This window comes from Variovorax defluvii, assembly GCF_039541515.1.
Taxonomy (GTDB): Bacteria; Pseudomonadota; Gammaproteobacteria; order Burkholderiales; family Burkholderiaceae_C; genus Variovorax; species Variovorax defluvii.
The window spans coordinates 76,435-98,727 of the sequence record NZ_BAABGJ010000079.1; the positions used below are offsets into that span (position 1 = coordinate 76,435).

Consider the following 22,293-nt stretch of genomic DNA (forward strand, 5'->3'; position numbering starts at 1 on the left):
ACCTTTCATTGGGCACCTGCCTGTTCGAATTGATCGGCAACGCCGAACATCGCCTTGATTTCGAGGTATTCCTCGAGACCGAAGACCCCCATCTCGCGCCCGTTGCCGGAACGCTTGTAGCCACCCATCGGCGCCGCCTGGTTGCTCGCCGCGCCATTGACGAAGACACGGCCCGCGCGCAGTTCGCGCGCGACCGCCAGACCGCGAGCGGAGTCGCCGGAGAAAACATAGGCACCCAGCCCGTAAGGTGTTCCGTTCGCGATGGCGATGGCCTCGGCTTCGGTCTCGTAGGGGATCACGGCCAGCACGGGTCCGAAGATCTCTTCCTGCGCGATCGTCATGTCCGGTGTGACGCCCGCGAACACGGTGGGCCTGACGAAATAACCTTGCTCGATTCCCTCGGGCCGGCCCGGGCCGCCACAGGCAAGCCGTGCGCCCTCCTGCACCCCGATGTCGATGTAGCGCTGCACGCGCTCGAACTGCGCCTTGTTGACCAGCGGCCCCATGGTCGTCGCGGGGTCGCGCGGATCGCCGACGCGGATGCGGTTCGCGGCATCGCTCAGGAACGGAAGAATCTGCTCGACCTGCTTCGCCTGCACCAGGATGCGGGTCGGCGCGTGGCAGGACTGCCCGCTGTTGAAGAAGGCGCGGTTGATGTTCCATTCGGCCGCCGCCTTCAAGTCGGCATCGGGCAGCACCACGTTGGCCGACTTGCCGCCCAGCTCCTGTGCCACGCGCTTGACCGTTGGCGCCGCGGCCTGCGCGATCAGGACGCCGGCCCGCGTCGAGCCGGTGAAGGACACCATATCGATGTCGGGGTGTTCGCAGATCGCCTGACCGACCGACGGCCCGTCGCCGTTAACAAGGTTGAAGACGCCCTTCGGCACGCCGGCCTCGTGGAGAATCTCGGCCATCAGGATGGCCGTAACTGGCGTGAACTCGCTGGGCTTCACGATCGCCGTGCATCCGGCCGCCAGGGCGGAGGACAGCTTGGTCGCGATGAGCTGCGCCGGCCAGTTCCAGGCCGTGATCATGCCGCAGACCCCGATGGGTTCGCGGCGGACCACGTTGGCGCCGTCGCGGACCTCGAAGTCGTAGGCCTGCAGCGTCGAAGCCGCCTGCCTGAAGACATCGATGGCGCCGACGGTCAGCTGCGTCAGCCCGATGGGCGCGCCCAGTTCCTCGGTGATCGCCGCGGCGACGTCGTTCCGCCGCGCCTCGAAGCGGGCGACGATCTGCTGCAGCAGCTCGACGCGCTCTCCCTTGCTCGTGCGGCTGAAGGTGCCGAACGCGCTCCTGGCCGCGCGTACCGCACGGTCGACATCTGCCGCGCTGCCGAGGCTGACGGTGGCGAAAGGCGCCTCGGTGGCGGGGTTGACCAGTTCGAAGGAGCGGGCCTCGATAGGCTCCACCCACTCGCCTCCGATGTAGAACTTGCCGTAGTGTTTCATCGCCGGGTGTCTTTCTTCAACTGTTGTGGGTCAGGCCGCCGTCGCAGGCGATGGTCTGGCCGGTGACAAAGGCCGAAGCGGGCGATGTGAAGAACATCGTGAGGCCCACCAGGTCAGAGGGCACCTGCCCGCGCGGCACGCATTGCTGGGCGAGCATCTGCTGGCGGCGCTCGATCGTCGGATTGACGGTGCGGTCGACCTCGGTGGCGACGCCGCCGGGCCGGATGCAGTTGACCGTGATGCCGCTTGGCCCCAGTTCACGCGCCAGCGAGTTGCTCATGCCGATCAGCGCGGCCTTGGAGGTGACGTAGTGCAGGTAGTTCGCCACGCCGAGCCGCACCGCATCGGAGGAAATGTTGACGATGCGCCCCCAGCCGGCCGCGCGCATCGGCGCCGCAACGGCGCAAACGCAGTTGAAGACGCCTGTGATGTTGACCTTCATGACCTGGTCCCACTCGGCCGCGGGAATCTGGTCGAACGGTCGCTTCTGCAGCGTCGCGAAGATGGCGGCGTTGTTGACGAGCGCATCCACCCGGCCGTACTTGCCCATCACCGCGCCCACCATCGCGTCCACCGACTCGCGATTTCCGATATCGACGGCGACCCCGAGCGCCGTGCCGCCCGCTTCCTGTACTTCGGCGACGACCTTCTCGGCCTTCTCGAGGTTCAGGTCGGCCACCACGGGGATCGCGCCGGCGGCGGCGTACTGGCGAGCCAGCTCGCGGCCGATGCCTTGCGCGGCGCCGGTGATGATCACGACCCGGTCCTTGACACTGAAGTCCCGGGCCCACAGGGGCACGCCGGAATCTTCGGAAAGCTGGACGAAAGCACCTTGTTGCATGGCTCGACTCCTCGCTCAATCCAGGGACAGCTTGAACTTCTTGACGAAGTCGCTGTAGCCGGCCGAATCCTTTTTCATGGTGTCGCCGAGCTCCTTAGCCGAGCCGGACCATGCAATGAACCCGATGTTGGCAAGGAACTCCTGCGTTTCGGGCGTCGCGATAATCTTCGCAACGTCCGCGCTGACCTTGTTGACCACGGCAGGCGGCGCACCCGTCGGCGCGAACAGCGCGATCCAGGTGCTCACCTGCAGGTCGGCGGGTCCGCCGGACTCGGCCACCGTCGGTACGTCGGGATAGCGCGGGTGGCGCTTCGGGGCGGCGAAGGCAATGTACTTCAGCTTGCCGGCCTTCTGCAGCGGCCCGGCCGTCGCGGCGGTGGCGAAGGCGAAGTCGACCCGCTCTTCGCTGACGTCCACGTACATCTGCGGGACGTCCTTGTTGGGCACGTGCGTCATCGGCACGCCGGCAGCGGCTTCAACCAATGCGCCGCCGATGTGCAGTTGCCCCCCCACGCCGGAAGAGCCATAGGTGAGCGGCGAACCGCGGCGCTTGGCCTCGGCCATCAGATCGGCAAAAGTCTTCAGCTTCGAATTCGCTGCAACCGCGATGAAATAGTTCGTCGAGTACATCGGAGCGACTGGCACGAAGTCCTTCGCGGGATCGAGCGGCATTTTTTTGTACAGGTACGGATGCAGCGACATGATGGCCTGGTCGACCAGCAGGAAGGTATAGCCATCGGCCGCGCTGCGATTCACGGTGTCCAGGCCGATCCAGCCGTTGGCGCCAGGCTTGTTCTCCACGACCACCTGCTGGCCCCAGACCTTGGCAAGGCGTTCGCCGACATGGCGCATCACGGCGTCCGGGCCTGTTCCGGCTGGATAGGGCATCACGACCTTCACCGGCTTTTCCGGAAAGGTCTGGGCCTGGGCCGGCAGGGTTGCGGCGATGAGCAGGCCGAAAGTGGCGAGCAGCAGTTGTCGGGTGTTCATGGTGTCTGGTTGTTGAATCATGCGACCGCACCGCGGGGCGCGCGCGCGCTTCATTTGTAACGGTGGGCCGTTCGGATCGGTGAAATGCTTGCTGTAGGGCCGGCCGCAATCACGGCCCCCCACTTCGCTTGCGCAGCGACTCTGACGATGCGGTTGAACCTGCCGTGACCGTCTCCACCACGGCCGACAGGTTCGGACGGAACCTCGAAACCGCGACTCTTCAGAAGCGCGGCAGCAGAATGCGGAGGATCTCGCTCTCGGCGGCCGCCTTCAAGGAAATAGGCCCCTCGCCGGCGAGGAATTCGAAAGCGGTGTGCGGGCCATACTCCTGGCCATTCACGACAAGCTTGCCCTTGCTCAAGAACACCAGCTCGATCGCGTCCTCTTCTCCGGCCGAGAAGGTCGCGTCCTGTTCGATCCGGGTCAGTGCGATCCGGGTCTTCCGCTCCGTGAACGTTCCGAGCCACCTCGTGGCCACGCCCGGCGCCACTTCCGGGATCCAGTCGTAGCTGGCCGGATTCATCAGGACGATGTCGTCGTACCTCGCCTTCGCGAAGCTCAGCTTCTGCCCCGTCGCTTCCTCGAAGCAGGCCTCGGAACCATCCTGGTTGTGGCGTTTGCCCTGCTCGTCGAGGTACGTGAAGATGCCGTTCTTGAACTCGCCCTTTTTCTTGAGCGCTTCGTTCGCCGCTTCTCGCCTGGCGACGCTGAGGAATCCGTTGCCGCTGGCGCCGCCGAACTGGCAGGTCAGCATCTCCAGGCCCTCCGGGCGCTCCTGCGGACCGTAGTGGACGCTTTCCGGGAAATAGCAGACCCAGCCTTCGGGCATGGACTTGCCTTTCGCATACGGATAGTCGCCTTTCAGGATGTAGCGCACCTGGTCGAAGTTGTGCCTGTGGCGAGGCGTGCCCCAGCCACCGGTACCGGTGCGATTCATCTGCAAGCAGTAGTTGTTGGGGCTCTCGTCTTCCCCCGTCAGCAGAATTTTGAGTTCTAGAACGCCCTCGCGCATGCTTCCGACGACGCCCGATTCGGCCTGCAAAGCCTCAGATACCCGCATGTGTTTTCCTTGGACTGGTTGACTTCGTGATGCGCAATCGTAGGCAGGCGATGGTCGCGATTCAAGGATGGGTTCGACCCGGATATGCCTTGGAGCTATAGCCCTCGGTCGCCGTGCATTGACTCGCATGGGTGCATGGCCCAGCATCGAGTCCTCCACGCGCTGCGGCACCTCAAGTCTCGCGGCCCGCACGAATACAACTCCTGGCAAATCCAGGTGAGACGCTGCTGCTGGTGGCGTGCAACCTGGGCTCCGACCGACATGTCCGCAACCACAACACGTCTATCCAGTTCCGTCAAAGACAAGATCGCCCGCGGCGAACCCGTTTACTCGATGACCGTGCGCCTCGTGCGTGGCGCCGAGATCGGCGCCATCGCCGCCGCGGCGGGCTTCGACGCCCTCTACATCGATCTCCAGCACAGCGGCATTTCGGTGGAGACCGCCGGTCAGATCAGCATCTCGGCGCTGGCGATGGGCGTGGCGCCGTTCGTGCGCGTACCCGGCGTCGACCCGCATGTCATCACGCGTGCCCTGGACGCCGGCGCCATCGGCGTCATCGTGCCGGACCTCCATTCGGCGGACGACGCACGCGCGGTCGTCCGTGCCGCCAGGTACCGGCCCGAGGGCGAGCGTTCGCTGCCCGGCATCATGCCCCAGCTGCGCTACCGCTCGATGCCGGCGAGCGAAGCCACGGAACAACTCAACGCGGCAATCACCATCGTCGCGATGATCGAGTCCGCGGCCGGCCTCGCAGCGGTCGACGAGATCGCCGCCGTGCCGGGGGTCGACATTCTTCTCGTCGGGGCGAACGACCTCTGCACCGAGGCGGGCGTGCCCGGACAGTTCGACCATCCGCTGGTCGAGGAAGCCTATGCGAAGGTGCTCGCGGCGTGCCGCGCGCATGGCAAGGCGCTCGGTGTCGGCGGGCTCGCCTCGCGGCCCGACCTGATGAAAAAGTATGTCGCGATGGGGGGGCTGTATGTCTCGCTCGGCGCCGACCTGTCGATGCTGGTTGCAGCAGCGACGCAGAAGCGCAAGGAAGCAGCGCTGTGAAAGTCTGCGTGTATGGCGCCGGGGCCGTTGGCGGCCACATTGCGGGCCGGCTGGCCGCTGCTGGCGAGCAGGTGTCGCTGCTCGTGCGCGGCGCGAACCTCGCGGCCATCCGCGAGCATGGCCTGCGCATCCAGACGCCGGAAGGCGAGTTGCGCTCGCAGCCTGTGGTCAGCGATGACCCCGCCACGCTCGGTGTTCAAGACATCGTCATCGTCACGGTGAAAGCCCCCGCCTTGCCGCAGGTCGCGACCGGGATCGCGCCCCTGCTCGGTGCCGACACGCCCGTGCTCTTCGTCATGAACGGGATCCCGTGGTGGTATTTCCACGCGAATGGCGGCGAGCTCGACGGGAAGCGGCTGCCGGCCATCGACCCCGACGACACGGTGTGGCGCAACGTCGACCCCAGGCGTGCCGTGGGGGCGGTCGCACACACCGCCTGCACCGTCACCTCCCCCGGGGTCGTCCACGTCCAGAATCCGACCAACCGGTTCGTCTTCGGCCGCCCTGACGGCCAGGCGGACGAACGGCTGACCGCGCTGGCCGCCGCCATGCGCGCCGGGGGCCTCCAGGCCGAAGTGACCGACCGGATCCGCGACGCCGTCTGGGAAAAAGTCCTGATGAACCTCGTCGGCGGCTCGCTGGGCATCCTCACAGCGTCGGCGATGGGCGAGGCGCTCGCCAATCCGGCCGTGCTCGAGTCCGCCGAACGCATGTCGCTGGAAGGCGCCGCGATCGCGCAGGCGCTTGGCTGCAAGGTCGGCGATCCCATGGCGGGTATTTCGCGCCTGAAGGTGTCCAAGCACAAGCAGAGCATCCTGCAGGATCTTTTGGCGGGGCGGACGATGGAGGTGAATGCCCTTCTTGCCGCGCCCTTGGAACTGGCCCGTCTCGCCGGCGTGCCGACGCCGACCTGCGACCTGATCGTGGGCCTGGCGATGCAGCGTGCCCGCGCTGCCGGCCTCTACGCATAGCCCGACAAGCTGCCGTCTTCCACACGGAGGCGGTCAGCCTGGCAAGGGCTGGCGCCGCTGGCGCCAACCACCTACTCGATCTCGGCCTCCGGGACCTTCTTCTCCGCGTGGTGCAACTGCTCGCGCGCGCTGCCTTGCCGCTGGATGGCGAGGTCGATCACCTCCGCCAGGTGCAAGGCCTCACGCTTGGCGCCCTGCGCAATCTGCTCGCGGCAGCTGTAGCCGTTGGTGACCACCAGGGTGTCCGCGGTCGCTGCGCGCACCGCGGGCAGCAGCACCATCTCGCCGATCTGCTTGGAGAGCTCGACTTTGTCCTTGTCGAAGCCGAACGAGCCGGCCATGCCGCAGCAGCCCGAATCCAGCAGGTCGAAGTCCAGGCCCATCGCCCCCAGCAGGGCAATCTCGTCGCCCATGCCTGCCACCGCCTTCTGGTGGCAATGGCCGTGAACGATCGCTTTCATCTTGAGCTGCGGCGGCTTGTACCGCGCCTGCTTGACGAGGAACTCCGAGAACATGAAGGTCCGACTGGCCAAGGCCACCGCCTGCGCGTCGTCGGGGAACAGGTTGACCATCTCGTCACGGAACACCGCGACGCACGCCGGCTCCAGTCCGACCAGGGGCACGCCGGCCTCGATCGCCGGACGCAGCGCGTCGAGGATCTCGCGCAGCTGCCGCTTGGCCTGCTCCAGCAAGCCGAAGTCATACAGCGGGCGGCCGCAGCACAGGCGCATCGACGGAATCTCCACCTTGTAGCCAGCGTGCTCCAGCACGCGCACGGCCGCCATCGCCGTCTCGGGGTGAAAGTGGTTGTTGAAGGTGTCCGGCCACAGCATGACGCGCCGATCGCCTGTCCCTTTGCTCTTGTGCGCCCGGAACAGCTTGCGAAATGGCCGCGGGGCGAATCGGGCGATGTCGCGCTCCGGCGCGATGCCGGAGATGGCCTTGGCGACGCTGCGCAGGCCCGGCGTCTGCGTCACCAGGTTGGTCAGCGCCGGCAAGGCCGCAGCCAGCGGCGCCCAGCGCCCGATCATCCCCATCGAGTAGGCCTGCACCGGCCGTGCCTTCGTCTCGTAGTAGTGCGAGAGAAACTCGGCCTTGTACGTCGCCATGTCCACGTGCGTGGGGCAGTCGCTCTTGCAGCCCTTGCAAGCCAGGCAATGGTCCAGCGCTTCCTTGACCTCCTCGCTGCGCCACTTGTCCGTGATGACCTCGCCCCGCAGCATCTCGAACAGCAGCCGGGAGCGCCCGCGGGTGGAGTAGCGCTCTTCGCCAGTGGCCCGGTAGCTCGGGCACATGGTGCCAGCCTGCTTGGCGCGGCATTTGCCCATGCCGATGCAGTGCTCGACCGCACGCGTGAAGCTGGCTTGCTTGTCCGCGAACGAGAAGTGGGTCACCGGCCGCAGCGGCTGGTAATCCGGACCCATGCGCAGGTGCTCGTCGGCCCTGTAGGGGTCCACGATGATGTGCGGGTTGAGCTTGTGGCGCGGGTCCCAGATCTCCTTGAACTCGCGGAACGCCTGCATCAGCGTGTCGCCGAACATGATCGGAAGGAACTCGGACTTGGCCCGGCCGTCACCATGCTCCCCGTTGAGCGAGCCGCCGTACTTCACCACCAGCTTCGACGCATCGACCAGGAAGGCGCGCCACTGGGCGAGGCCTGCTTCACTGCGCAGGTCGAAGGTGATCCGCGCGTGGATGCAGCCGTCGCCAAAGTGCCCGTACAGGGAGGTCTTGTAGCCGCAGCGATCGATCAGCTGCTGGAACTCGCGCAGGTAGTCGCCCAGGCGCGCGGGGTCGACCGCGGCGTCTTCCCAGCCGACGATCGGATCGGGCTCGCCAGGCACATCGCTCATCGACGTGGCCGAAGCGCCCTGCTCGCGGATCGACCACAGGCGCGCCTGCGTCTTGGCATCCTCGGCCAGGAACATCGACGGGGCCTGGGGCAACCGTGCCAACTCGGCCATGACTTCCCGCGCGCGCTGCGCCGCCGCCTCGCGCGTGTCGGCGCCGAACTCGACCATGATCCAGGCGCTGCCTGCCGGAAGCAGCGCGACGTCGTCAAGCTTCCACTTGCGCACCCGCAGGCCGCCGACGATGCGCTCGTCCAGCCCCTCCATCGCGATCGGCTCGAACGGCAGCAGCGTCGGCACGGCGTCGCCGGCCAGGTAGATGTCGGGATAGCCGCACACCAGCACCACCCGCCCCTGCGGGCTCGCGACCAGATTGGTGCGCGCGTGCAGCGTCAGCGCACAGGTGCCCTCGGAGCCGACCAGCGCCCGCGCGACGTTGAAGCCGTTCTCGGGCAGCAGCTGGTTGAGGTTGTAGCCTGAGACGCGGCGGCGTATGTCCGGAAAGCGCGCCCGGATCTCGTCGGCGTACTTGTCGCGCAGCGCCTTCAGGCCGGCGTAGATCTCGCCCTGGCGCCCGCCCGCGCGGATGATGCGCTCCAGTTCTTCCTCGCTGGTCGGCCCGACCCAGAAGCGCGCGCCGTCGTAGGTCAGCACCTCCAGCGCCTCGATATTCTCTTCCGTCTTGCCGGACATCACGGAATGCGGGCCGCACGAGTTGTTGCCGATCATTCCGCCCAGCGTGCAGCGGCTGTGGGTGGCCGGGTCGGGCGCATACGTAAGCGCGTGTTCCTCGGCCGCGTCGCGCAGCACATCGCATACCACGCCAGGCTCGACCAGCGCGAGCCGCTGCTGCGGGTCGACTTCCAGCACGCGATTGACGTACTTGGAGGTGTCGATCACCACCGCCACGTTGACGCTCTGCCCGCACATCGAGGTACCGCCGCCGCGCGCGAGAACCGGAACGTCGAATTCGCGGCACACCGCGACCGTGGCGATGATGTCATCGACGCTGCGCGGCACGACCACGCCGATCGGCACCTGCCGGTAGTTCGACGCGTCCGCGCTGTAGAGGGCGCGACTGCCGGTGTCGAAGCGCACCTCCCCCTGGATGGCTGCGCTCAGGCGGCGGATCAGTTGATCCTGGCGGGCCAAGGGCGGCGGCTCCGCCTGGCCTGCGCGAAGCGAGGCGCTCAATCCAGTTGCCCCTGGCAGATGTACTTGATGTGCAGGAAATCGTCGAGACCGTGGACCGAGCCCTCGCGTCCGTACCCCGAGTCCTTCACGCCGCCGAAAGGCGCGGCCTCGGCAGCGAGGGCGCCTTCGTTGACCCCGACGATGCCGGTCTCCAGGGCCTCGGCCACGCGCCAGATGCGGCGTACGTCCCGGCTGTAGAAGTAGGCCGCCAGGCCGAAGGGCGTGTCGTTGGCGGCAGCCACCACTTCGTCTTCATTCTCGAAGCGCGTCAGCGGCACCACGGGGCCGAAGGTTTCCTCGCAGCTGCAGGCCATCGTCGCATCGGCGCCCGTCAGCACGGTGGGCGCGAAATAGTTGGGGCCGACCGCGGGCAGGCGGCTCCCGCCGACCAGCACCTTCGCACCGCGGCGCACGGCATCTTCAACGTGGCGCTCGATCTTCTCGATGGCACGCTCGTTGATCATGGGCCCGATCTGCGAGGACGGGTCCGTCGCCGGCCCTGTCTTGAGCGCGCCGACACGTGCCGCCAACTTGCCCGCGAAGGCATCGTGCACCGTCGCCTGCACGAAGACGCGGTTGGGGCAGACGCAGGTCTGGCCGCCGTTGCGGAACTTCGACGCCATCAGACCCTCGACCGCGGCATCGAGGTCGGCATCCTCGAACACGATGAAGGGCGCGTTGCCACCCAGTTCCAGCGACAGCTTCTTGAGCGTGTCGGCGCTGCGGCGTGCCAGGTGCTTGCCCACCGGCGTCGACCCGGTGAAGGTGATCTTGCGCACGCGCGGATCGTCGAGCCATGCATCGACCACCTCGGGCGTTCGCTCGCGCGAAGCAGTCACGACGTTGATCACTCCCTTGGGCACGCCGGCCTGCTCTGCCAGCGCCACCAGCGCCAGCGAAGTGAGCGGTGTGTCCTCGGCCGGCTTGCAGACCACGGTGCAGCCGCTTGCCAGCGCCGGCGCGATCTTGCGCGCAATCATGGCCGCGGGAAAGTTCCAGGGCGTGATGGCCGCCACCACGCCGACCGGTTCCTTGACGGCGAACATGCGGCGTCCCGGCACCGGGGCCGGGATCACGTCGCCGTTGACGCGCGTCGCTTCTTCGCCGAACCATTCGATGTAGCTGGCGGCATAGGCGACTTCACCCTTGCCTTCGGCCAGCGGCTTGCCCTGTTCGCGCGAAATCAATGCACCCAACTCGTCCTGGCGCGAAAGCACCAGATCGTTCCAACGCTTGATGATCAGGGCCCGTGCCTTGGCCGGCACCTTCCGCCAGGTCGCGAAGGCCTCGTGCGCGGCATCGGCAGCGGCGCGCGCGTCGGCTGCACCGCTGTCGGGGACACGAACGATGGTGGCGCCGGTGGCCGGATCAACCACGTCGAAGTAGCGCCCTTGATCGGACTTCTTCCAGACACCATCGATGTAGTTGGCGTTGCGTACAAGCTCGGGCGCGGTGCGGTCGTGGTCCATGGTCTCTCGGGAGTGGATGGGAAGCGGAACGGGTGCGGCGGGTGCAGCACAAAGCGATGTCGACGGGGCGCGGCGAAGGCTCCACTGTCGCGGGAACTGCATCGGCTGGGTGCCGGGCCGCATGCATCCCGATGATGCGCATGATTCGTCGCTGCGCCTGCGCTGTCAACGGCATGCGCGTGCGCGGACGCACTTGCAATAACTGGTGGTTATAGGCGCTGCGCCGCGACGCTGTCACGACGGGTCAGTGCCGCCTAAACTCCACACCGCGGCGCGGCGCGCATAACGATGACAGGAGCAATGGACGTGAAATCTGGCAAGAAGTGGTGGTGCGCAATCGCACTGATGGGCGCGGCGCATGCCTTCGGCCTCGGAAACGCGGCAGCCCAGGTGCGCTGCCCCGTGGTCAAGATGATCGTCCCGAACCCGGCGGGCGGCGGCGGCGACGTGGTCAGCCGGATCGTCGGCAACAAGGCCGGGGCGCTGCTCGGCCAGTCCTTCGTCGTCGAGAACAAGGCAGGTGCCAGCACGACGATCGGCACGGACTTCGTCGCGAAGGCAAAGCCGGACGGTTGCACGTTGCTCAGCCTCACCGCATCCGGTGTCGTGATCAGCGTGCTGCGCGAGAAGCTGCCTTACGACCTTCAGCGCGACTTCGTTCCCATCGTCGGCGTCGGTTCGTTCCCGATGGCACTGATCGTTCCCGCCTCTTCCGACCTGAAGACCCTGGCCGATGTGGTCAAGGCCGCCAAGGCGCCCAACGGCATTGCCTATTCCTCCGGCGGTGTCGGCACAATGGCGCATCTTTCCGCGGCACGGTTTCTCAACGACGTAGGCGCCACCGGAACTCACGTGCCGTTCCGCGGGAATCCGGATGCCACCCAGGCGCTCGTGGGTGGCCAGGTGCAGATGTTCTTCTCGTCGACCGCCGAGGCCGCATCCCTCGCCAAGGGCGGCAGGGCGAGGGCCGTGGCGGTCATTTCCGACGCGCCGCATCCGGCATTGCCCGGTGTGCCGACCATGAAGAGCGCGGGGTTTGCGGACTTCTCTCCGCGGCTGTGGTATGCCTTCCTGGCTCCAGCGGGCACGCCGCCGCAGACGGTCGCACAGCTCGGTGATGCATTCACCAAGGCCCTGAAGGATCCGGCGGTTCAGGAGCAGCTCGCAGCGAGTGGATTCAACGTCGAGCCCCGGGACCAGGCGGCCATCAGCGCTTACATCAAGAGCGAAGCGGCCCGATGGGGCAAGGTCATCAAGGACAACGGCATCACCGACACCAACTGACCCGTTCCTCGTCCCGTCTCTCGTTGCCCAGGCAAGGTACAGCATCCGCGTGCCCCCTCGGCGGCGCCGCGGAGATGAATTCCGCAGCGGCGTCCAGGCGCCTGCGGCATGAGATTCGATCGTTCGCCCGCCTTACACTGTTCCTTCCAGGAACAGGCGGGACGATCGGAGACATCATGGACCCACGAAAGCTGCTGCAGCTGGCTTCGATCATCGAGCAGGGCAGCCTCGCCAAAGCCGCCAAGATCCTTCTTGTTTCGCAGCCGGCACTGACCAAGTCGATGGACAGGCTCGAAGCAGAACTCGGGATGACGTTGCTGCAGCGCGGACCCGCCGGGATCATTCCAACCGCCGCCGGCGAGCTCATCTATGCGCATGCTCGTCAGATCAAGGACGAGATGGAATCGGCGCAAGGGCAGATCAGAGCGAACGCCGGGACGGATCGCACCATCACCCTCGGCACCTTGCCGACGCTTGGCAGCAACGTGATCCCGCGCGCGGTCGGTCGATGGCGTCTGCAGCACCCGGACACCCTGATCCGCGTCGTCGAACGCGTCCAGGTCGAGCTGCTCCTCGGCCTCCTGCGCTGCAAGTTCAACTTCATCGTGGGCCAGACGGAGTTCTTCGACATCTTTCCGGATGGCCTCAAGCAGCGTGTCCTGTTCAGGGACCGGCTGCGCGTCTACGCACGCGCCGACCATCCGCTCTTCAAGCTGGAGGCGGCCACTCTGGCCGACCTTGCGCAGTATCCCTGGGTCTGCCCCATGGTCGGGTGGGCGCAGCGGAACGTGCTCGAGAAGATCATGGCTGCAGAAGGCATCAAGGTTCCTGCCCAACTGGTCGAGTGCGGCTCCGTCGATTTCGCCAAGTCGCTCGTGGAATCCAGCGAGCATCTGGCGCTGCTGCCATCGCACTCCGTCTCCGACGACAGCCACGGCGGCGCCATCAAGCCGTTGCCCATCGTCCTTCCCGTCATGAAGCGGGACATTGCGGTCATCTTCCGCGAACGCGCTCCACTGGACCAGGCAAGCAAGGACCTGATCACGCACATCGAAGCACTCGGAGCGGACCTGAGCTCCGGCCAGTGCTGACATCCGGAGCAGGCCTGCCCGCCTGCTCCGAGACGCGTGTACAGTTTCGCCGCAAAGTACGTATTATGCATAATGCATTGTCGCCGCGCTTGCATCGCTGCGCCCTGCATATGCATCGAACGACAAGACTGGAGCAACCCCATGGCCCTCGACCCATCCCAACTCGACATGATCCGCGACTCGATCCGCAAGATCGCCGGGCAGTTCGATCTTGATTACTGGCGGCGGAAAGACATGGCCAAGGAGTTCCCCTGGGACTTCAAGGACGCGCTGGCCCAGGGCGGCTGGCTCGGCATCCTGATGCCCGAGGAGTACGGCGGCATGGGCCTCGGCCTCACCGAGGTCGGCGTGGTGCTCGACGAACTCGGCCAGCGCTGCGGCTTCAATGCCAATTCCGCCTTCCAGTACTACGTCTTTCCGCCGGGACCGGTCATCCACCACGGCTCCGAAGCGATGAAGAAGGAATTCCTGCCCAAGCTGGCGACTGGCTAGGAGATGATGTGCTTCGGCGTGACCGAGCCCGACAACGGAGTCGACACCTCGCGCCTCAAGACCTTCGCGAAGAAGGACGGCAAGCGCTACCTGGTCAACGGCCGCAAGGTGTGGATCTCGAATGCGAAGAACGCGGACCGCATCCTCCTGCTGACCCGCACCAGCCCCCGCAACCCGGAACGGCCGTTCGACGGCATGACGCTCTTCCTGACCCAGCTCAAGGGCAAGAAGGGCGTCGAGATTAATGCCATCGACAAGATCATGCGCAATGCCGTCGACAGCAACGAAGTGGTGTTCGAGGACTTCGAGGTGTTCGAGCACGAGATCGTCGGCGAGGAAGGCAAGGGCTTTCGCTGCCTGATCGACGGCCTCAACCCCGAGCGGATCGCGGTCGCCTACACCGCCATCGGCCTGGGCCGCGGGGCGCTGAACCTGGCCGTGCAGTACGCCAAGGACCGCATCGTTTTCGACCGCCCGATCGGCAAGAACCAGGCCGTCGCGCACCCGCTCGCCGACAGCTGGATCCGCCTGGAGGCGGCCGACCTGATGACCCAGAAGGCCGCCAGGCTGTTCGACGAAGGCAAGCCATGCGGGCCGGAGGCGAACGCGGCAAAGTTCCTCGGTTCCGAAGCCGGCTTCGAGGCGGCGGACCGGGCGATGCAGTTCCACGGCGGCTTCAGCATGTCGACCGAGTACCACGTCTCGCGCTTCTGGATGGAGACCCGGCTGCTGAAGATCGCGCCGATCAGCCAGCAGATGGTGCTGAACTTCATCTCGGACAAGGTGCTGGGACTGCCGAAGTCTTATTGAGCATCGCGCCTGGTTCCGCCTTGCAAGGGCCGCCAGGGCCTGTTGTCAGGCCCTGGCGGCCATCCGGCAGCGCTTCGGCCGGACGCTCTCAGGCGAAGCCGATCATGGCCTTGACTTCGAGGAACTCCTCGAGGCCGAAGACGCCCATCTCGCGGCCATTGCCCGACTGCTTGTAGCCGCCCATCGGCGCGACCTGGTTGCCCGGCGCGCCGTTGCAGATGATGCGGCCGGCCCGCAAGCGGACGCCCACGTCGCGGGCCCGCGCGGGCGTCGAGGCGAACACGTAGCCGCCCAGGCCATAGGGGGAGTCGTTGGCGATGGCGACCGCCTCATCCACGTCGCGGTAGCTGATCACCGACAGCACCGGGCCGAAGATCTCATCACGCGCGATGGTCATCTGCGGCGTGACGTCGGCGAACACGGTGGGCCGGATGTAGAAACCGCGCTCCAGGCCGGCCGGCCGCTCCGGGCCGCCGCACACCAGGCGTGCGCCCTCCTCGATGCCCTTGCGGATATAGCCCTGGATGCGCTCGTACTGCGAGCGGTTGACCACCGGGCCGAGGTTCGTCTCGGGCTTCGTCGGATCGCCGACCACCAGCTTGTTCGCCTCTTCCGCCAGCAATGCGAGGACCTGCTCCAGTTGGTCGCGATGCACCAGCACCCGCGTGGGCGCATGGCACGACTGCCCGGAGTTGCCGCAGCCGCGCGCGATTTCGAAGCGTGCGGCCGCGGCCAGATCGGCATCGGGAAGGATGATGTGCGCGGACTTCCCGCCAAGCTCCTGGCACACCCGCTTGACGGTCGGTGCCGCATCGAGCGCGACCTGGATGCCGGCGCGCGTGGAGCCGGTGAAGGACAGCATGTCGATATCCGGATGCGTCGACATCGCACGGCCGACGGTGGGCCCGTCGCCGTTCACGAGGTTGAACACGCCGGGCGGCACACCGGCCTCGTGCAGGATCTCGGCGATCAGCAGCGCGCAGATCGGCGTGTACTCGCTGGGCTTCAGGACCACGGTGCATCCGGCGGCCAGGGCCGAGGCGAGCTTGGTGCAAATGGTCTGGATCGGCCAGTTCCAGGGCGAGACGAGGCCGCAAACGCCGATCGCCTCGCGGCGGATGATGTTGGTGCCGAGCATGCGCTCGAAGGCATAGTGGTCCAGCACCGCGGCGCCTTGCTTGAACTGCTCCACCGACAAGCGTGCATGGCTGACCGAACTGAGCGGCGTGCCCATCTCCTGCGTGGCGGCGGCCATCAAGTCGGCCTCGCGCCGGCCCATCGTCTCGGCGATGCGGCGCAGGAGCGCCGCTCGTTCGGCCGGCGTGGTCTGGGAAAAGCTCGCAAACGCCCGGCGCGCGGCTTTCACCGCCCGGTCGACGTCGTGTTCGTCGCCCAGCGCGATTTCAGCGAAGACTTCTTCCGTCGCCGGGTTGACCAGCTTGAAGCTGCGTCGTGATTGCACGGCATCGACCCACTCGCCATCGATGTAGAACTGGTTGTACGACTTCATGAGGAACTCCTTCGGGGTGTGCGGGATGAATGGGATTCGAGCGCGCGGCACCATCCTGCGCGCGCTGGCGCGGTTTTCAGCACGCCGCCGAGGCGAGCGCTGGCAAGTCCTGCCGGCTACCGACGCCATCGACGACGATTGCCTCGATGCTGCTGCGCACTCCGTTGACGATCAACAGGGGTACTTCCAGTTCGACTGCGAGTGCAAAGACCCTGCGAAGAGCGTCACGCGCCAGCACGTCACTGCCGCCGCTTCCACATCCGCGGTGCAGCTCTTCAGCGTCGATGCGGTCGAGGGCGCGGCTCCAACCGGAGCTTGCACGAATCGCCGCAAGCATCCGTCCCAGGTCCATTTCGGCTTTCACGCCGACTGCCAGTGCCTCCCGCGTCACTCGTTCGTTGCAGGCAGCCACGGCCCCGTCGATCAGCTTCAGCAGGCCTGCGCGTTCGGCTCCTTCGAGAACGGCCTGCTCGGTCTTCGCGGGGCGGATGGGCGCCGCGCACATCGACTCGGTCAGTGAGACGATGTCCTCCAGTTGCGCCGCGGGCCCCAGCGTGTTGCAGCCGACCTGAAGCACTCCGCGCACCACGCCGGCAATGGGCATCGGAACGTCAAGAGGTGTCGCCATTTCAAGGCACTGGTTGATGTCCTTGACGACGTGCTTCAGCGCGAAGTTCGTCGACACGCGTCCGTCGGCCAGCGCCGTCAACATCAGTTGGGATGGCCGGTTGCAGCCTTCACCTTCGTTCAGCGCATCGGCGATTTCTTTCAGGCGCAGCCCGCACTTGCCACCAAGGGCCGCCATCTCGAGGGTGGCCGCCCTGCAGCCCGTATTGATCGTGTTGTTGATCAGCTTGACGGCCTGCGCATCGCCGAGCCTGACGCCGCACGGAAAGAGCTTGGCGCTGATGACTTTGAGCCAGGGCAGCGCCCGGTCGACGTCCTGCGGCGCACCTGAATACAGCACGGTGCATTCGCCGGCCGCGGCTGCGGCCGGCGTGCCGGAAACCGGTGCATCCACCATGGCGACGCCGTTCGCCCGAAGCCGCTCGCCGATGGACCGCGTGGCTTCGGGAGCGCCGCTGGTCTGGTCGATCACGAGCATGCCGGGACGCAAGCCACCCATCAGCCCACGCGGACCGAAGACCAGTTGCTCGACGTCCTGGGTTCGCGGCAGCGACAGGAAAACGACGTCGCAGCATCGCGCCAGTTCGGCCGCGTCGGGCGCCGCCTGGGCCCCTTCCTGCGCGATCGCCTCCACCTGGACTGCATTCAGATCCCACACGTGGAGCCGCGTTTGCTTCTGCAGGCGACGGGCCAGTCTGCCGCCCATGGCGCCAAGCCCGATGTAGCCTACACGGACATCATCAAGTGTCATGCTGTTCATGCTGCTGCGTTCCCCCGGGGCGCGACAAAGATGGACTGCGATCACCCGGAACTCCGCGTGCGGGCGACGGCGTGTTCATGTGGTTGGGGCCGCGGCTCAGGTGTTGCCCTCGGTCAGCTTGACGTTGGCGCCAACGCGCTTCCAGATGGCGAGGTCGCGTTCGATGTGCTGGCGGAATTCGGCCGGCGTGCTGCCGGTTGGCTTGAAGAACTGCTTCTCGAGCTTGGCGACGACGTCGGGCGACTTCGATGCTTGCACGACGGCCTCGTTCAGCGTCTGCACCAGGGCCTGCGGCATGCCCGACGGGCCGAGGATTCCATAGAAGAGGTACGTTCCCAGTTCCCGCAGTTCCTTGACACCGCTTTGGGTCAGCAACGGGACGTCGGGAATGGCCGCCAGAGGTTGAGAGCCCGTGACGCCGAGCAGCCTGAGCTTGGGGTTCTGGGCGTGCGCAAGGACGGCATTGGCCACGACGATGGCCACGTCCACCGAACCGCCGATGACTTCGCGAACGACGTCAGGATCGGATTTGTACGGGATGTGGGTGAGATTCGTGCCCGTCAGGACCTTGAAGTACTCGGTCAGAAGATGATTGGCCGATCCGACGCCGGCCGAGCCGTAGTTCAGCTTGCCCGGCTTGTCGCGGGCGAACGCGACCACCTCCCGCACGGATGTCAGGCCCGTCTCCGCCCGCACGACGAAGACCGCCTCGGCATCTGCCATCTCGGCCAGCGGCGTGAAGTTCTTCAGTGGATCGTACGGAAGGTCCTTGCGCACACCCGGCGTTTGGGAGAGCGCACTGCTGCTGGTGACCCAAAGCGTGTAGCCGTCGGGCGGTGCGGCCATGACCGGCCGGGCCGCCAGCAGTTGCATGGCGCCCGGCTTGTTTTCCACGATGACGGAGGTGTTCAGTATCTCGCCCAGCTTGGCGGCATAGATGCGCGCCAACGCGTCGGTGGATCCGCCGGCGCTGAAACCGACCAGGATGCGGATCGGCTTGGAGCCGAAACCCTCGGCTTGGGCAGTGGACGCCAGGCAAAGTGCGCCAATGCCGGCAAGCGCCTTGCGTCGCGAAAGGGGGCCGCCGATCTGCATGTTGATGTCTCCTGTGCCGGATGAAACCGGTCGTGATTGCAAATGAGAAAGATGTGTCGCTGATGCGGACTCGCGTACCTGCGCCCGTACGCCGCGGGCGGTGGATGACGCGATGCTATGCAGGCCACGCCGCCTCCAGCGCGGCAGCGGGCTTTAAACACTTTCAAGCACAGCTTGCGAATGTGCCGACGATTGCGGCCGACACTTTGCGACTTTTGCCAAGGGATCGGCGGCTCGCCGGTTCCACTCACTCTGCAAAAGGAGCCCATGCAGACCGATGTGCCTTTTGACTTCGTCGTCGTCGGCGCGGGCAGTGCCGGCGCCATCGTGGCCAGCCGCCTGAGCGAAAGCGGAAAGTACTCCGTCCTGCTGCTGGAAGCAGGTGGGTGGGACCGCAACCCCTGGATCCACATTCCACTGGGGGTGGGCAAGACCATCACCAACAAGAAGGTGAACTGGGCCTTCCAAACCGAACCGGTCCCGCACCTGGGCGATCGCCGCGTGTACCTGGCATGCGGCAAGGTGGTGGGCGGCTCAGGTGCGATCAACGGCATGGTGCATGTGCGAGGGCAGCGTGAGGACTTCGACGACTGGCAAGAGGCCGGCTGCGACGGTTGGGGCTGGAACGATGTCCTGCCGTACTTCCGCAAATCGGAGGACCATTACCTGGGCGACACGCCGTTGCACGGCAAGGGCGGCCCGGTGAGTGTCACCAAGTCGCGAACGCCGTCGGTGTTGTGCGATCAATTCATCGCGGCCGGGATCAACGCCGGACTCGAGCGCAACGATGATTTCAACGGCGAGCGGCAGGACGGCATCGGCGTCTACGATCACACGGTGCGGCGCGGCCTGCGCTCCAACTCCGCCATCGGCGCACTGCGCGCAGCCAGGCGCCGCTCCAATCTGAGCATCGAAACGAGAGCACAGGTCGAGCGCGTCCTGTTCAACGGCCAGGTTGCGGTCGGCGTCGCGTACCGGGATGCGCGCGGCAACTTGAAGCGCGCCTCCGCGTCCCGCGAAGTGGTGCTGTGCTCGGGCGCGCTCAATACACCCAAGCTGCTCTTGCTATCGGGCGTGGGTCCCGAGGCGCAACTGCAGGCCCACCGTGTGCCGATGGTTGCGCAGAGCGAGGAAGTGGGACGCAACCTCCAGGACCACCTGGCCATTCGCGTCGTCAGCAAGACCCGTGCGCCAATCACATTGAACGATGAGCTGCGCAGCTGGTGGAAGCGGCTGCTCATGGGCGCCCGCTTCGCGTTCCAGCGGCAAGGGCCGCTGACCTTCGCATCGGCGCACGCCGGCATGTTCTTCCGCACCCGGGCGAGCGAATCGCGCGTGGACGCGCAGGCGTTCCTCATGCCGTTCAGTGTGCCGGGTATCGGGCAGTACCCGCATCCGTTCTCTGCGTTCACCGTGTCGGTCACACAGTCCTGGCCGAGCAGCCGCGGCCACGTCGAACTGCGCGATGCGGATCCGCGCACGCCCCCGGCGATCCACCCCAACCACCTCGCGACCGAGGAGGACCGGCAATTCTTCATTCGCGCAGTGCGCAAGGTGCGCGAGGTGCTCGCCACGTCGCCGATGAAAGAGTTGGTCTCCGAGGAGTACCTGCCGGGCAAGGCCGTGACCACCGACGAGCAGATTCTGGACTACGTGCGCAACCGTTCGAACACCATTTACCACCCATGCGGCACATGCCGCATGGGCAACGACCCCGGCGCGGTGGTGGATCCGGCGCTGCGCGTGCGTGGCGTGAGGGGCTTGCGCATTGCCGATGCGTCCATCATGCCGAGGATCACCTCAGGCAACATCAACGCGACCTGCCTCATGATCGGCGAGAAAGCCGCAGACCTGATCTTGGCGACTCACGACGACGGCGCTGGCGTGTGAGTCCCGGATGAGCCGGCTCAACGGCGCTTTCGCCGGCCGCCGCGGGCACCTCACGGCGCCGTCTCTTCGTGTCATTGCGTGGGCGCGGGCGTCAGCTCACGCCTGTTCGATCTGCAACGACGCCATGTCGATGACGAACCGGTACTTCACGTCGCTCTTGAGCAGGCGCTCGTAGGCTTGGTTGATCTGCTGGATCGGGATCACCTCGACGTCCGAGACGACGCCGTGCTCGCCGCAGAAGTCCAGCATCTCCTGGGTCGCTGCAACGCCACCGATGAAGGAGCCTGCGATGGCCTTGCGCCCGAACACCAATGCGCCAGCAGAGACCGGCGTGTTCAACGGCCCCATGTAGCCGACCAGCACCAGCGTGCCGTTGAAGCGCAGTGTCGGCAGGTATGGGTTGACGTCGTGCTCGTAGGGCACGGTGTCGACGATCAAGTCGAAGTGGCCAGCGACCGCGCCCATCTGCCCGGCATCGGAGGACAGCACCACATGGTCAGCGCCCAGGCGCCGGGCATCGGCCTCCTTGCCCGGCGAGCGGGTGAACAACGTGACCTCGGCACCGAGCGCCTTGGCCAGCTTCAGTGCCATGTGTCCCAAGCCGCCCAGGCCGACCACGGCGACTCGCTTGCCCGGGCCGGCCTTCCACCGGTGCAGCGGCTCCCAGGTGGTGATGCCGGCGCACAGGAGCGGCGCGACACCGGCAGGATGGAGCCCATCCGGGATGCGCAGGACGAACTTCTCGGACACCACCATCTGCTTCGAGTACCCGCCGTAGGTCGGTTGCCCGTCGTGGCGGTCGACGGCGTTGTAGGTGAAGGTCGGGCCCTGCTCGCAGTGCTGCTCGTCACCCTGCCGGCAGGGGTTGCAGTGCTGGCAGGAATCGACCATGCAGCCGACGCCGATGGTGTCGCCGACCTTGAAGCCGGTCACCGCGCTGCCGACCTGGGTCACGCGGCCGACGATCTCGTGGCCGGGCACCACGGGGTAGCGGGTGTAGCCCGCGTGGTTGCGGGCAATGTGCAGGTCGGTGTGGCAGACGCCACAGTAGAGCACGTCGAGGACGACGTCATCCGGGCGCGGCTCGCGCCGGTCGAAGCGGAATGAGGCCAAGGCCTCCGTCGCCGAGCGGGCGGCATATCCGAGCGTTTGCATGCTGAGACCTTCCGTCGATCAGCCGCGACCGGCGACGAACTGCTGGGCGATTTCGGCGACGCGCTTGCCAAGATACTGGGCAGTATCGAGGTCGCTCTTGATCGGCGACAGTTCCGGCGACTCATCCTTGGAAAACGCCATCGCGCCCAACCAGCCGCCGACGCGGTTCAGTTCTTCATTGCTCTTGCCCGGGAACAGGTCCAGGCCCACCCAGACCATGCCGTTCTGAGCCGCAAACAGAGCCAGTGCCACCAGCGAGTTGAGCTTGTCACCGTGCATGGACCCGGAGTTGGTGAAACCGGCGGCGAGCTTGTTGCGCCAGGTCTGCGGCACCCAGGCGGTCCGGGTCGAGTCCTCCATGAATTTCTTGAAGCGGGCACTGACGGTGCCGTTGTAGGTGGGCGAGCCGAAGATGATGGCGTCGCTGGCGGCAAGCGCCTTCCAGTCGATCGGGCCGTCGGCTACGGCAATCAATCGGGCTGCAGCCCCGGGGACGCTGCGAACGCCTTCGGCGACGGCCTCGGCCTGCTGCTTGGTGTGGCCCGTGCCACTGTCGTAGATGATGCAAACAGACATTGGATAGCTCCTTTTCAAGTCTTGTTCGCATGGTGCTCGGCATTACAATTAACCAGAAGTAGACGACTGGTTGATTTACTATTAACTCAGAGTTGATGGTTGGCGCATCTGCTGCCTTTCGAGT

General features: G+C 66.2%; 18 protein-coding genes. 7 read left to right on the top strand and 11 right to left on the bottom strand.

Going from position 1 to position 22,293, the window contains the following annotated elements; translation table 11 throughout:
* Positions 1–5: 5 nt before the first annotated feature.
* The 4 genes from ABEA07_RS22690 to ABEA07_RS22705 all read right to left on the bottom strand — a co-directional run bounded on the left by ABEA07_RS22690 (position 6) and on the right by ABEA07_RS22705 (position 4,324).
* Positions 6–1,451 carry an aldehyde dehydrogenase family protein gene (locus ABEA07_RS22690; protein WP_345540714.1) on the bottom strand — a complete coding sequence of 482 codons (1,446 nt, stop codon included), beginning with the start codon at positions 1,449–1,451 and terminating at the stop codon, positions 6–8.
* Positions 1,452–1,467: 16 nt separating this feature from the next.
* Complete coding sequence (locus ABEA07_RS22695; RefSeq protein ID WP_345540716.1) at positions 1,468–2,292, bottom strand: SDR family NAD(P)-dependent oxidoreductase; 825 nt, start codon at positions 2,290–2,292, stop codon at positions 1,468–1,470.
* Positions 2,293–2,307: 15 nt separating this feature from the next.
* Complete coding sequence (locus tag ABEA07_RS22700; RefSeq protein ID WP_345540718.1) at positions 2,308–3,336, bottom strand: Bug family tripartite tricarboxylate transporter substrate binding protein; 1,029 nt, start codon at positions 3,334–3,336, stop codon at positions 2,308–2,310.
* 166 nt (positions 3,337–3,502) lie between these two features.
* Positions 3,503–4,324, bottom strand: coding sequence for a hypothetical protein (locus tag ABEA07_RS22705; protein WP_345540719.1), 822 nt, complete (start codon positions 4,322–4,324; stop codon positions 3,503–3,505).
* A gap of 153 nt (positions 4,325–4,477) precedes the next feature.
* On the opposite strand from ABEA07_RS22705, the gene ABEA07_RS22710 reads away from it, so the two are divergent.
* Together ABEA07_RS22710 and ABEA07_RS22715 are read left to right on the top strand one after the other, a co-directional pair.
* Positions 4,478–5,395: an HpcH/HpaI aldolase family protein gene (locus ABEA07_RS22710; protein ID WP_345540720.1), complete on the top strand. Its 918-nt coding sequence runs from the start codon at positions 4,478–4,480 to the stop codon at positions 5,393–5,395.
* The gene (locus ABEA07_RS22715) at positions 5,392–6,366 is read left to right on the top strand and encodes a ketopantoate reductase family protein (RefSeq protein WP_345540721.1); all 975 of its coding nucleotides are present in this window, start codon (positions 5,392–5,394) and stop codon (positions 6,364–6,366) included. Before ABEA07_RS22710 ends, ABEA07_RS22715 begins: the two co-directional genes overlap by 4 nt.
* A 71-nt stretch (positions 6,367–6,437) precedes the next feature.
* On the opposite strand, the gene ABEA07_RS22720 is transcribed toward ABEA07_RS22715, so the two are convergent.
* The gene (locus ABEA07_RS22720) at positions 6,438–9,368 is read right to left on the bottom strand and encodes an FAD-binding and (Fe-S)-binding domain-containing protein (protein WP_345540723.1); all 2,931 of its coding nucleotides are present in this window, start codon (positions 9,366–9,368) and stop codon (positions 6,438–6,440) included.
* Between the two features lie 38 nt (positions 9,369–9,406).
* Entirely contained in the window at positions 9,407–10,879 is a 1,473-nt protein-coding gene (locus ABEA07_RS22725) for an NAD-dependent succinate-semialdehyde dehydrogenase (protein WP_345540724.1), read from the bottom strand.
* A 411-nt stretch (positions 10,880–11,290) separates the two neighbouring features.
* Between ABEA07_RS22725 and ABEA07_RS22730 the strand changes: the two genes are divergently transcribed.
* The 4 genes from ABEA07_RS22730 (at position 11,291) to ABEA07_RS22745 (ending at position 14,556) form a co-directional block, all read left to right on the top strand.
* Positions 11,291–12,163 carry a Bug family tripartite tricarboxylate transporter substrate binding protein gene (locus ABEA07_RS22730; RefSeq protein ID WP_345540748.1) on the top strand — a complete coding sequence of 291 codons (873 nt, stop codon included), beginning with the start codon at positions 11,291–11,293 and terminating at the stop codon, positions 12,161–12,163.
* A 74-nt stretch (positions 12,164–12,237) separates the two neighbouring features.
* Positions 12,238–13,254: a LysR family transcriptional regulator gene (locus ABEA07_RS22735; protein WP_345540725.1), complete on the top strand. Its 1,017-nt coding sequence runs from the start codon at positions 12,238–12,240 to the stop codon at positions 13,252–13,254.
* Between the two features lie 141 nt (positions 13,255–13,395).
* Complete coding sequence (locus tag ABEA07_RS22740; protein ID WP_345540727.1) at positions 13,396–13,746, top strand: acyl-CoA dehydrogenase family protein; 351 nt, start codon at positions 13,396–13,398, stop codon at positions 13,744–13,746.
* 18 nt (positions 13,747–13,764) lie between these two features.
* A complete protein-coding gene (locus ABEA07_RS22745; protein ID WP_345540729.1) occupies positions 13,765–14,556 on the top strand; it encodes an acyl-CoA dehydrogenase family protein in 792 nt (263 codons plus the stop codon).
* Positions 14,557–14,644: 88 nt separating this feature from the next.
* On the opposite strand, the gene ABEA07_RS22750 is transcribed toward ABEA07_RS22745, so the two are convergent.
* The 3 genes from ABEA07_RS22750 to ABEA07_RS22760 form a co-directional block, all read right to left on the bottom strand.
* Positions 14,645–16,066, bottom strand: a complete 1,422-nt coding sequence (locus ABEA07_RS22750) for an aldehyde dehydrogenase family protein (protein ID WP_345540731.1) — start codon at positions 16,064–16,066, stop codon at positions 14,645–14,647.
* A gap of 76 nt (positions 16,067–16,142) precedes the next feature.
* Complete coding sequence (locus tag ABEA07_RS22755; protein WP_345540732.1) at positions 16,143–17,453, bottom strand: NAD(P)-binding domain-containing protein; 1,311 nt, start codon at positions 17,451–17,453, stop codon at positions 16,143–16,145.
* Between the two features lie 96 nt (positions 17,454–17,549).
* A complete protein-coding gene (locus ABEA07_RS22760; RefSeq protein WP_345540733.1) occupies positions 17,550–18,548 on the bottom strand; it encodes a Bug family tripartite tricarboxylate transporter substrate binding protein in 999 nt (332 codons plus the stop codon).
* A gap of 267 nt (positions 18,549–18,815) precedes the next feature.
* On the opposite strand from ABEA07_RS22760, the gene ABEA07_RS22765 reads away from it, so the two are divergent.
* On the top strand, positions 18,816–20,438 hold the full coding sequence (locus ABEA07_RS22765; protein ID WP_345540735.1) for a GMC family oxidoreductase: 1,623 nt from the start codon (positions 18,816–18,818) through the stop codon (positions 20,436–20,438).
* A gap of 96 nt (positions 20,439–20,534) precedes the next feature.
* Here the strand turns inward: ABEA07_RS22765 and ABEA07_RS22770 are convergent, their stop codons facing one another.
* Together ABEA07_RS22770 and ABEA07_RS22775 are read right to left on the bottom strand one after the other, a co-directional pair.
* Positions 20,535–21,593, bottom strand: a complete 1,059-nt coding sequence (locus tag ABEA07_RS22770; protein WP_345540736.1) for an NAD(P)-dependent alcohol dehydrogenase — start codon at positions 21,591–21,593, stop codon at positions 20,535–20,537.
* A gap of 18 nt (positions 21,594–21,611) precedes the next feature.
* Positions 21,612–22,169 (bottom strand): flavodoxin family protein, encoded by a 558-nt coding sequence (locus ABEA07_RS22775; RefSeq protein WP_345540738.1) that lies wholly within the window; start codon positions 22,167–22,169, stop codon positions 21,612–21,614.
* Between the last annotated feature and the right edge of the window lie 124 nt (positions 22,170–22,293).